The sequence below is a fragment of the Streptomyces sp. NPDC014891 genome (genome assembly GCF_043081085.1).
Taxonomy (GTDB): Bacteria; Actinomycetota; Actinomycetes; order Streptomycetales; family Streptomycetaceae; genus Streptomyces.
Genome location: NZ_JBIBWF010000004.1, coordinates 494585 through 506199, shown reverse-complemented (window position 1 = coordinate 506199; position 11615 = coordinate 494585). Strand labels below are relative to the sequence as shown.

Annotated in this window: 5 protein-coding genes, 2 pseudogenes and 1 riboswitch; of the genes and pseudogenes, 1 reads left to right on the top strand and 6 read right to left on the bottom strand. The window is 71.4% G+C overall.

Annotated features, from left to right (window positions below):
* Nucleotides 1–140 precede the first annotated feature (140 nt).
* From ACF09E_RS14235 to ACF09E_RS14210, 6 genes and pseudogenes are all read right to left on the bottom strand, one after another.
* Nucleotides 141–275 (bottom strand): annotated as a pseudogene (locus ACF09E_RS14235) (aldehyde dehydrogenase family protein); the annotation flags it as partial.
* 355 nt (nucleotides 276–630) lie between these two features.
* Entirely contained in the window at nucleotides 631–1179 is a 549-nt protein-coding gene (locus ACF09E_RS14230) for an SMI1/KNR4 family protein (RefSeq protein WP_392205443.1), read from the bottom strand.
* A 78-nt stretch (nucleotides 1180–1257) separates the two neighbouring features.
* The gene (locus ACF09E_RS14225) at nucleotides 1258–2268 is read right to left on the bottom strand and encodes a hypothetical protein (RefSeq protein ID WP_392205442.1); all 1011 of its coding nucleotides are present in this window, start codon (nucleotides 2266–2268) and stop codon (nucleotides 1258–1260) included.
* A 477-nt stretch (nucleotides 2269–2745) separates the two neighbouring features.
* Nucleotides 2746–7036 (bottom strand): annotated as a pseudogene (locus tag ACF09E_RS14220) (DUF6531 domain-containing protein); the annotation flags it as partial.
* Between the two features lie 463 nt (nucleotides 7037–7499).
* The gene (locus tag ACF09E_RS14215; protein WP_392205441.1) at nucleotides 7500–9023 is read right to left on the bottom strand and encodes an aldehyde dehydrogenase family protein; all 1524 of its coding nucleotides are present in this window, start codon (nucleotides 9021–9023) and stop codon (nucleotides 7500–7502) included.
* A gap of 43 nt (nucleotides 9024–9066) precedes the next feature.
* Nucleotides 9067–10467, bottom strand: coding sequence for a GAF domain-containing protein (locus ACF09E_RS14210; protein WP_392205440.1), 1401 nt, complete (start codon nucleotides 10465–10467; stop codon nucleotides 9067–9069).
* Between the two features lie 85 nt (nucleotides 10468–10552).
* Nucleotides 10553–10661: riboswitch (ZMP/ZTP riboswitch) on the top strand.
* 51 nt (nucleotides 10662–10712) lie between these two features.
* On the opposite strand from ACF09E_RS14210, the gene ACF09E_RS14205 reads away from it, so the two are divergent.
* Entirely contained in the window at nucleotides 10713–11543 is an 831-nt protein-coding gene (locus tag ACF09E_RS14205; protein ID WP_392205655.1) for a bifunctional 5,10-methylenetetrahydrofolate dehydrogenase/5,10-methenyltetrahydrofolate cyclohydrolase, read from the top strand.
* Nucleotides 11544–11615: the final 72 nt, after the last annotated feature.

Here is an 11615-nt window from a genome sequence, read left to right as displayed (position 1 = left end):
GACACAGGCCGGAAGACCGGTCAGGAGCGGGATCGGCGAGGAGCGCGAACTGCACCGCATGGCCTGTGTAGTGACGGCCGACGCGACCGGTGGGCGCCTGCCCGGGCAGAAGCCCAGGCAGGCGCCCTTTCTCGTGTTCCCTAGAAGAACCCGAGCTTCTTCGGCGAGTAGCTGACCAGAAGGTTCTTGGTCTGCTGGTAGTGGTCCAGCATCATCCGGTGGGTCTCGCGGCCGATGCCCGACTGCTTGTAGCCGCCGAAGGCCGCGTGGGCGGAGTTTGATGAAAGTCCGTAGACATGGAAAGTGGTTGACCAGGCGTGATGACGGAAGCAGAGTGGATTGATCGCTGGTTGCAGCGGGCTCCGGCCCTCTCTCGGGCGACCCTGGAGCGGATCACGGAGCACCTGACCGAGGATGATGACGACTGTGCCTCTGGGCGCTCCCGATGACGGTTCGGGTGGACCTGCCTGTCTTGAGATGGGCCTGACGGGCGTCAGCGGCGGCCTCCCGGTCGGCGACGCCGAGGCCGAGACCGTTGAGCGTGGTTCACACCACGTCGGCCGCGAGGAGAGTGCGGCTTCCTGTGGGCGGCCGGGAGGGGCTCGCGCGTGACCTCGCACCGGCGGCCCGTCAGCCGCCCAGGATCTCGTCGTTCGGATCGAAGGTGTGGTCGTCGGCCGGCAGGTCGTCGAGGATGTCGGAGTGGGTCTCGCCGGTGAGCACGGACAGGATGAACCGGGCGCCGGGCACCGGGTGGTACTCCCACTCCGGTCCACGGCCCGCGTTCGCCAGGACGGTCCAGTCCTCGGGGCGTGCGTCCTCGCCGGTGAGCCAGTAGAGGTAGGCGCCGGTCCCCTCGATGTACGCGAAGGGGAGCAGCCCCGCTCCGTCGGCCTCCAGCCGCTCGGGACGGGGCTCGGGACCGATCTCCCACAGCCGGGCCAGCACCTCGGCGCGCTCCTCCTTCATGACCAGGAGGTCGTGGTCGGGGTCGGCGCAGTCGGGCTCCAGGATCCAGATCGTCTCGTCGAAGACGCCCCCGCCGTAGGTGTCGACGAGGTCCTTGAAGTCCTCTGGCAGGGCGCTGCCCAGGCGGGCCTCGACCTCGGGCCAGGCCCGCGGCCGACGCTCCGCCGGCGGCGGGACGAGGTGGGTGAGCTGTTCCACGTCGGGGTGCATCGGGGTGTCTCCAGGAGAGGCTCAGGAGGCAAGGAGCGGCCTTCTCAGGTGCCCCTGTGGCTTGCCCGGCGAGCCGTGTCAGGCCGTGGTCCAGCGCTGGACTGTCTCTTCGTCGTAGGTGAGCCAGGTGCCGTCGCCGAGCGGTACGGCGGTAACTCCTGGCGTCTGCGGGTAGTCGAGTTCGGCGAGGGGCCTGAGTGTCCGGCCGTCGAGGAGGAGGTGGGTACCCTCCTCCGCCCACTGTTCCTCGGCCGCCACGACCAGGATCCGCTTGTCGTCGAGGAAGCCCGGGGTGTAGCCGACGAACACCCAGTCCTCGGGGAGAACCTCGCCGGCCTCGATGATGACGTCGTCGGCGCCGTCCTGAGTGCGGCAGAGATAGCCTCCACCGACGTCCTGGCTGACCAACGCCCCGTCCCCGCCGAGGCCGACGTAGGGTTCCTCGGCGGTGCCCGCCGCCCGGACGTCGAGCCCGGCGGACGTGTAGGCGACCAGGAGGCAGCGCGTACCGTCCTGGCCCATGGAGGCGGTGAGCAGAACCTGAGGGCGCGCGTCCGGGAACTGCTGGAAGGCGTACGTCGCCGAGAAGGACGGCAGGACGTGCTCGGCGAGCACCTCGCCGGTGCTCAGGTCGAGGACGCGGCAGATGTCGCCCTCGGAAAGCCCGTCGGCTCCGAGAGGCCCGGCCATGGTTGCCAGAAGGACATGGCCGGCCGGGTCGGGCGTGCACGCGCCGGAGGCCTCGGGAGAGTGTTGCCAGTCCCGGTGGCGGTGTTCCCAGCGGACGGTTCCGTCGGGCTCGTGGACGGTGACGGCCTTCCGGCTGCTGATGGCGAGGGCGTCGTCCGGCAGCGGTGAGCAGTAGGTGTCTGAGCCGTCCGCGGCCGGGTCGGTCCACGTGGCGCGGTCCGCGAGCACCTGGGACGGATCGGCGGCGACCCTGCTGACGGTGATCACGCCCTCGTGCCGGGTGACGAGCCAGTTCGCCCCGTCGCGCAGGAGCCAGCCGTCCATGCTCCCGAGTGCCTCGGCGATACCGGGCAGGGACTCGCGGGCGAGGAGCTGTGCGGGTACGCGGGGATGGTTCATGCGCTCTTCCTAGTCCGTGTCCGGGGTGTAGCGGCTGGGCCAGTAGAACTGCCGCCGGTGGGTGGGTTTGTCGTCACCATACGTTGGTCCCGCGAGCATGCCCTCGATGCGGATGATGGGGGCGCAGAAGTCGGGGCAGACGCTGCGCATGGCCGCGCCATGGGTGGGCAGCCAGTCGTCCGAGCCCTTGCTGTGCAGGCGGCTGAGGTAGTGGAGGATGTTCTGCTCCGCGTGCCCGCCCGGGACCTTGGGCGGTGTCGGGGGAAGGTACTGGTCGTTCGGGAGGGGGTAGAGGCCCATCTCCTCGGCCAGCTTCCGCTGGGCGGGCGTCAGCTTGCTCTTGCTGGTTCCGGCGACGATGAGGACGTCCTTGCCCTTGTGGCGGGTGGCGATGATCGCGACGGTCTGCCCCTCCCGTTGCCGCTTGTTGGGCAGGACCTGGGAGATCTTGTGCGCCATGTCCTCCAGCCCCTGCATGCAGGGCGCCAGACCGAGCGGATCGGCCTCGGTGGTGGGGTTGGTGACGTAGCCGGCGGGGTTGGGGGCGGGGTCCAGGCCGAGGGGGTCGGGGCTGACGTAGCGGCCGGCCTCGGGGTCGTAGTGGCGGAAGAAGTTGTAGTGCAGGCCGGTCTCGGGGTCGGCGTACTGGCCGGGGAAGCGCAGCGGGGTGTGTGCGGTCGCGTCCCGGTTCCAGGCGGTGGCGCCCCACTGGGTGGCGCGGCTGTACCAGACGGTGGCGCCGGCGTGGTCGACGAGTTCCGTGGGTGTGCCGGCGAGGTCGGTGACGATCGCGAAGAAGCGGGCGTCGACGGATTCCTGGTCGCCGCCGGGGCTCTGTGTCGTGCGGCGCTCGGCCTGGGCGATCGGGCGGTGGCCGTCGTACTCCCAGGTCAAGGTGGTGCCGGTGGCGGAGTCGGTCTGCTCGGCCAGACGGCTGCCGTCCCAGCTGAAGAGGGTCTCGGAGACGACCGTCCCGTCGTCGGCGTGCCGCCGCTTGGCGATGCGGCGGCCGAGGGGGTCGTAGCGGTAGGTCCATCGGGTGCCGTCGGGGGTGGTGCAGGCGGTCAGCCGGTCGGCCGCGTCCCACTCGTAGCGCCAGACGTGCGGCTTGCGGGACATCCGCTTCTTGCGCCGTTCGGCGATGCGGCCGGCCGCGTCGTAGGTGTAGTGCAGGGCGCCGGCGGATCGCAGTCTGTTGCCGCTGTACGCACGTTCGCCGCGGGACTCGGGGTGCGGGGCCTTGTCGGGCCACTGGGCGGAGGTCTGGTTGCCCTCGCTGTCGTAGGCGTAGGTCTCGCTCCAGCCGTGGGCCTCGACGCGCAGGGGCCGTCCCGCCGGGTCGAGTTCGTAATGCCTGCGGTTGCCGGTCAGCCCGTCGGTGACGGCCTCCAGACGGTCGTCGGCGCGGTATGCGTAGAGACGGCGGCTGAGGGTCCGGTCCAGGGCGGTGAGGCGGTGTTCCCTGATCCTGCCCACCGCGTCGTAGTCGGTGCAGAGGACCACGGGTCGCTCGGGGCTGCCGAAGGACCGGGCCACCTCTCGGCCGGCGGCGTCATGGGCGAAGGCGATGACATGGCCGTCGAGGGACACGTGGGTGCGGTTGCCCGCCTCGTCGTGGGCGAGGCGGGTGGTGGACCCGCCGGGAGTGACCCGCAGGGTCCGGCGCGAGAGCGCGTCGTAGTCGTACCGGCTGGTGCGTCCGTCGATGGTCTCGGCGAGCGTGCGGCCCATGGCGTCCCACTCCAGCGCGAGGGCGGAGTCGGCGGAGTGTGCCTCGGTGAGGCGGCCGGAGCGGTCGTAGGCGTAGGTGGTGACGGCGCCGTCGACGTCGCGGGCGGTGACGCGGCCGGCGTCGTCCAGGTGGGTGGTGACGGTCTGGCCCAGCGGGTTGGTGCGGCTGTGCGCGCGGCCGGAGGGGTCGTAGGCGTAGCGCAGGGTGCGGCCGTCGAAGTCGGTCTCGGAGACCAGGCGCCCCACGGCGTCGTACGCGTAACTCCATGTCAGTCCGGCGGCGTTGTGCACCTCGGAAAGACGCAGTTCGGTGTCGTAACGGAAGTCGTGGCGGGCGCCGTCGGGAGTGGTGCGGGAGGCCGGCTGGTCGAAGTGGGTGTACTCGTATCGGGTGATGCCGCCGTTGGCGTCGGTCTCGGTGAGGCAGTTGCCCTCCCCGTCGTAGGTCCACCGCCGGGTGGCGCCGTCGGGGCGGGAGTGTGAGGCGATGTGTCCTTCGACGGTCCACGTGCATGTGGTGGTGGCGCCGTCGGCATCCGTGACGGAGACGGGCCGGCCGAACGCGTCGCGGACCAGGGTGGTCGTCCTGCCCCGGGCGTCGGTGTGGGCCAGGACCATGCCGGCCTCGTCGGAGCGGTAGGTCTGCCGGATGCCCAGGGGGTCGGTGACCTCGGCGAGGGCGCCGTTCGGGTCGTACGCGTAGTGGGTGGTGGCCCCGTCCGGTGTGGTCAGGGAGACGTTGTTGCCGCGGTCGTCGTAGCCGCGGTGCCACATGCTTCCGTCGGCGGCGGTCACGACGGTGGGCAGGCCACGTTCGTCGTACTGCGTGGTGGCGACGGAGCCGTCCGGCTCGCGTACGGAAGTGGGGTTGCCGTCCTCGTCCCAGGTGTAGGTGACAGTGCGGCCCTGGCTGTCGGTGCGGCTCTGGAGCCGGTCGTAGCGGTCCCAGATCTGGCTGACCGTGTTGCCCAGGGGGTCGGTCTCGGCGACGACCTGCAGGAGGTGGTTCAGGTGGAAGACGCTCGTGGCACCGGTGGAATCGGTGTAACGGGTGGTGCCCCCCCTCGCTGTCGTAGGAGAAGCTGTCGTAGGAGAAGGACGATGACAGGAACCCGTCCGGTCCCACGGTCTGGACCACGCGGCCGGCGGCGTCGTAGACGTACAGGTAGGTGGACCGATTGCGGTCGGTCCACGAGGTGATGCGGCCGGTGGGGTCGTAGGCGAAGCGTGTAGCCGTGCCGGAGGAGTTGGTGACGGCATCGAGGTTGCCGTCCGCGTCGTATCCGTACGACATGATGGTGACCGGGCCCTGCGGGGTGTGCACACGCAGGGCGCTGATCCGCTCGTCGGCCACGTCCACCTGGACCCTGTGGCCGCCGCTGTGGGAAACCACGGAAGGCGCGCCGTCCGGGCGGCGGGCGAAGACGACGGTGTTGTCGTGGCGGTCCCGGATCTCGGAGAGCCAGTAGGCCGCGGAGGTGTGGTACGGACTCCCGGTGAACGAGCGGACGAGCCCCACGGGCTCGGGCTCGGACAGGGTGTAGGTGGTCTCGTCCTCGTGCACACCGCCGTGGGCGAGGGCGATCCGCGGTCCCTCGACGGGCAGGACCCGATCGTCGCCGGGCTGCGGGAGTCGGGGGTAGACGAGGCATGTTCCGTCGCTGCGGGCCCAGACGACACCCGGCCCCACGGGGTCGGTCTCCAGGCGCTCGTCGAACAGCGAGGACCAGCTGCGGCCGAACCAGTGACCGTAGCGGTACGACGACAGGTGCGTACGGTCCACGACGAGGGGGAGCACGCCGGGTAGGGAGAGATCTACCTGCGGCAGGGTCATCTCGCCCGTCGCGATGTCGACCGGGTCGGACTTGCACGTCTTGCGGTCCTGCGGGATGGAGTGACGCCGCGGGTCGTCACGGACTTCGCGCAGCCCGTTCGGCCTCGTTCGAACGTCGTCGCCGGGCTTCCTTCGGTTCGGCGTCCGGGAGCCGCCCCCGCCGCTGTCGCTGTCGTGGTCGCCCTTGCGCTGACGGGCGAGGCGGTCGCGGATGTCGTCGTCGTTGTTCTTGTGGTCCTTGGAGATCTGCTTGACGGCCTTGGGGAGCGTCCCGCCGATGTGGTCGCCCATGGTCTTGCCGGACTTCACCAGGGCGCCCATGGCCTTCTCGATGACCGGGTCCAGCGCGTCGGCGATGTCGTCCCGGCCCCTGTTGCGGCCCTGGTGCCCCTTGGCCTTGGTCAGCTTCCCGGCGGTCTTGCCGTGGATGCCGACGCTCACCCCGTTCAGCTTCGTACCGGCCTGCTCGTGCTCGTCGTGCTCAATGTGGAAGCCCTTGCCCTTGCCGCCACCGGCACCGCCTCCGGCGGAGGCGAGGTTCAGGCCTTCCTTGGCGCCCTGCACGCCCTGGTCGAAGCCGTCCTTGCCGGCCTGCTTCGTCTGGTCGAGGTTCACACCGTTCTGGACGCCCAGCGCGTCCATGCTCACCTGGACGACCAGGTCCGCCGCCATGTTCTCCAGGGCGGCGACGACCGGCTCGGTCATGACGGAGACGATGTGGCCGACCGCCTCCTGCATCGCGTCGGTGATGAGCTTCAGCAGCTGCTTCTTCGTGAAGGCGATGGCTCCCGCGCCGAGCAGCGCGGACAGACCACCGGTCACCGGGATCAGCGCCATGGCGAGGCCGGTCTGGCCGGCGAGAACTCCCAGCTCCGCGACGGCCTTCCACTTCATGCCCTCGATCGCGCCCGCCGCCAGGTCGAGCGCGTCCGCGATCGTACGGGCCGCGGACACCATGTCCTTGAGGTGCTTGCCCTTGACCTTGGACCAGTGCTCGTTCAGAGCGTCCATCGCCTCGCCGTGCCCCGACGACAGCAGACGCTCCATGTGGTTGTTGGCGAGCTGCCCGTCGTCGGCGAGATCGTCCGGGAACTCCCGCAGCGCGTCAGCCATGTCGCGGTAGGCGTCCTCGTCGACGTTGGGCCAGTTCACCCCCACCAGGTCGAGCAGCGTGTCCGCCCAGTCCGGCACCGTGACAGCCATGGTCGAAGAGCCCCCGTACGTAAATCTGTTCGCAGAATGCGAGTGCGAACACTTTGTCACGGGAGAGCACGGTCGATCAATGCGACCTCGCTCCCGCCCGGTTCGGGCTCTGTGGCCAGCGCGGTCCTCTGCACGGACCGCAGTTCCGACTCGTACAGGCATCTATCGCCACAGAACCATCCGTCTGTTCCTGGGCACTCGGCAGCGAGGTGCGCGCTGGCGATGGGGGCGATCGTCCGGACCGTCCAGCGGATTGAGAGGTCGCTCTTGGGCTCGGGGCGAATGGGCGATCGCGAAGGAGGTCACCCTTGCCCGCACCGTGGAGAACCTGGCCATCGACCTCCTGAGGTGCCCCCCGTGGCCACGGGGGGCCCTCCCGGACACCGCGGCGTGGCCAGGCGGTCGTTCACGGGGCTGTCGCCGATCCGCCCGGACACGTTGTCAACCGCCTCGCCGAGGCCGCTCAGAAGAACCCGAGCTTCTTCGGCGAGTAGCTCACCAGAAGATTCTTCGTCTGCTGGTAGTGGTCCAGCATCATCCGGTGGGTCTCGCGGCCGATGCCCGACTGCTTGTAGCCGCCGAAGGCCGCGTGGGCCGGGTAGGCGTGGTAGCAGTTCGTCCAGACGCGGCCCGCCTGGATGGCGCGGCCCGCGCGGTAGGCCGTGTTCGTGTCGCGGGTCCAGAGGCCGGCCCCCAGGCCGTACAAGGTGTCGTTCGCCGTGCTGATCGCGTCGTCGAAGTCCGTGAACGAGGTCACCGCCACCACCGGGCCGAAGATCTCCTCCTGGAAGACCCGCATGCGGTTGTCCCCCTCGAAGATCGTCGGCTGGACGTAGTAGCCGCCCGCCAGGTCGCCGCCATGCTCGACCACCTGGCCGCCCGTCAGGATCCGCGCCCCCTCCTTCTGGCCGATCTCCAGATACGAGACGATCTTCCGCAGCTGCTCGGCCGAGGCCTGTGCGCCGATCATCGTGTCGGTGTCGAGGGGGTGGCCCGGGACGATCTTCTCCGTGCGGGCGACCGCCGCCTCCAGGAACTCGCCGTAGTGGCCCCGCTGGACGAGGGCGCGCGAGGGGCAGGTGCAGACCTCGCCCTGGTTGAGGGCGAACATCGTGAAGCCCTCCAGCGCCTTGTCGCGGAAGTCGTCGTCCGCCGCCCACACGTCGTCGAAGAAGATGTTCGGCGACTTGCCGCCGAGTTCCAGCGTCACCGGCTTCAGGTTCTCGGAGGCGTACCCCATGATCAGCCGGCCCGTCGAGGTCTCGCCGGTGAACGCGATCTTGGCGACGCGCGGCGAGGACGCGAGCGGCTTGCCGGCCTCCTCGCCGAACCCGTTGACGATGTTGAGGACGCCCGGCGGCAGCAGGTCCGCCACCAGCCCCAGCCAGAAGTGGATCGAGGCCGGGGTCTGCTCCGCCGGCTTGAGGACCACCGCGTTGCCCGCGGCGAGCGCGGGCGCCAGCTTCCAGACCGCCATCAGGATCGGGAAGTTCCACGGGATGATCTGCGCCACCACTCCCAGCGGCTCGTGGAAGTGGTACGCGACCGTGTCGTCGTCGATCTCGCTGAGCGTGCCCTCCTGCGCCCGCAGCACGCCCGCGAAGTAGCGGAAGTGGTCGATCGCGAGCGGGATGTCGGCCGCCAGCGTCTCACGGACCGGCTTGCCGTTGTCCCAGCTCTCCGCGACCGCCAGCTCCTCCAGGCGGCTCTCCATCCGGTCCGCGATCCGCAGCAGCACGGCCGCGCGGTCCGCCGGCGCGGTCCGCCCCCACGCCGGGGCGGCCGCGTGCGCCGCGTCGAGGGCGCGCTCCACGTCCTCGGCGGTGCCCCGCGCGACCTCGGTGAACGGGCGGCCGTCCACCGGGCTCGGGTTCTCGAAGTAGCGGCCGAGCGCCGGAGCGACGTACGCGCCGCCGATCCAGTGGTCGTACCGGGCCTCGTACGACATGAGCGCGCCCTCGGTACCGGGTGCGGCGTAACGGGTCATGGGCAGGGCTCCCCTCGGACGCGCCGGCCGTCCCTGGCCGACGTCACCGCCGAGTGTGCGGACCCGGAGGTTGCAACACCGTTGCGCCGGCGGACAGTTCCGCCTCCAGGAAGTCGAGGCGCGCCCGTACGGGCGGGAGCTGGGCCGCCGGAACCGCCGCGCACAGCGCCCGCCAGACCACCAGGTCGTCCTCGCCCCAGCCGCTGTACGCCCAGTCCGCGAGCAGCCCGGGGTCTCCCCGGTCGACCAGCGCGGCCCGGAGCCGGCCCGCAAGCCGCTCCCGCAGGCGTACGACACCGGGGGCGAGCGAGGCCGGAAGCAGGGGGCCCGCGTACGCTCCGGCCGCCGCCGCGACGGCCCCCGCGGACAACCGCCGGTCCACCGCCGCGAAGTCCGCGTCCGCCCCGTCCGCGAGCCGGTACGGCCGCGATCGCAGCAGCTCCGGCCCCAGCAGCGCCCGCAGCCGCGACAACTCGGCCCGCAGCGTCACGGGGGTCACGGACTCGTCCTCGTAGAGGAGGGTGAGAAGCTCCTCGCCGCCGATGCCCTCCGGGCGGTGCGCGAGCAGGACGAGGATCTCGCTGTGCCGCCGGCTCAGCCTGGTCCGGCGCCCGTCGAGCGTCAGGACGGCCTCGTCGCGGCCGAGCGCGGCGAGGCTCGCCCGGCCCGTCGCCGGTGCCGGAGCGAGGAGCGCGAGCTGTGACTCCGCCGCCCGTGCCACCGCCTGGACGAAACCGAGACTGTGCGGGTGGGCGAGCCGGCTCCCGCCGGTGATGTCGATCGCGCCCAGCACCTGCCCGCTGCGCGGGTCGTGCACGGGGGCCGCGGCGCAGGTCCACGCCCGCACCGGGTGCCGGAAGTGCTCGGCGGCGACCACCTGCACCGGCCGGTCGACGGCCAGGGCGGTCCCGGGCGCGTTGGTCCCGGCGGCCGCCTCCGACCAGCGGGCCCCGGCGACGAAGTTCATCCCGCGCGCCCTGCGGAGCGTGGCCGGGTGCCCCTCGACCCACAGCATCCGCCCGGCGGCGTCGCAGACGGCGAGGAGGTGCTCCCCGTCCGTCGCGTACGCACCCATCAGCTCCCGGACGACCGGCATCGCGGCCGCGAGGGGATGGCCGTCCCGGAGGTCGGCGAGCTCGTCCTCGTCCAGCTCCACCCGGGCCGCTCCGTCCGGACTCACCCGCGCGCGTGCGGAGCGTCGCCACGACGCCGCGACCAGCGGCCGGACCTCCCCGGTCCCCGGGATCCCGGCCGGAATCCCGGGATCCGGCCGGCCCGACCCGGAGGCCCCGCCGGGCCGCGGGACCGCGGCGGGCGGTGCCGCGGGCGTCGATTGTCCGCAGTCGGCCGGCCGGTTCCCCGACGCCGTCCGTCCTGGTATCCGTCTCCCGCTCAACTCGGCCTCCTCATCGAGGTCGTCCCGGCCCGTCCGGCTCATCGTCATGCCCGGGGACGCCGTCGACAAGCGTCCCGGCGCCGGTCCCGCCCACCCTGTCCGGGACCGGCCCCCGACCGCTCACGTAGAGTGGGGCTCGGGCCGTGACTGGCGCTTGAGGTGGATCACCACCGGGGAGCGGCCCGGCGGAGGCGTGCCCGACCGGCGCGACCGCACCGATGCCGTGCGCCTGGGCGACCACCTGTCAGAGACGACGCCCAGGAGTTCCCGTGTCCACCAGCACCGCCACCCTCATGGACGGCACCGCCCTCGCCCGTCGCACCGTCGAGGAGACCGCCGCCCGCGCCGCCGAGATCACCCGCCGCACCGGGGTCACGCCCTGTCTCGCGACCGTCCTGGTCGGGGCGGACCCGGCCTCGGTCACCTACGTGAAGATGAAGCAGAACCGCTGTGCGAAGGCCGGAATCCGCTCCCGGCACGTGGAACTGCCCGCGACCACGACCACCGCCGAACTCGTCGCCGTGATCACGAACCTCTCCGAGGACCCCGAGGTCCACGGCATCCTCCTCCAGCACCCCGTCGGCCCGCACATCGACGAACGCGCCGCCTTCGAGGCCATCGCCCCGGAGAAGGACGTCGACGGCGTCACCATGACCTCCTTCGCCGCCATGGGCTTCGGCCTGCCCGGCTTCGTCTCCTGCACGCCCGGCGGCATCATGCGCCTCCTCGACGCGTACGACGTCGAACTCCGCGGCAGGCGCGCGGTGGTCGTGGGCCGCAGCGCGATCCTCGGGAAGCCGGCCGGTCTGCTCCTCCTCGGCCGGGACGCCACCGTCACGTACTGCCACTCCCGTACCGAGGACCTCTCCTCGGTCGTCCGCGAGGCCGACGTCCTCGTGGCCGCCGTCGGCAAGCCGAACTTCATCAAGGGCGCGGACATCAAGCCCGGTGCCGTTGTCGTCGACGCCGGCTACAACCCGGGCAACATCGGCGACGTCGACTTCGCCTCGGCCGCGGAGCGCGCCTCCCTCATCACCCCCGTGCCGGGCGGTGTCGGCCCCATGACCATCGCCGTGCTCCTCGCCCAGACCGTCGAGGGCGCCGAGCGTCAGCTCGGCCTGTAGGACCGGATCGTGACGGGGCGACGGAAGGAGGGAGGGGCGCGATCGGGGGGAGCGTTGGTCACGTTTCCGTAC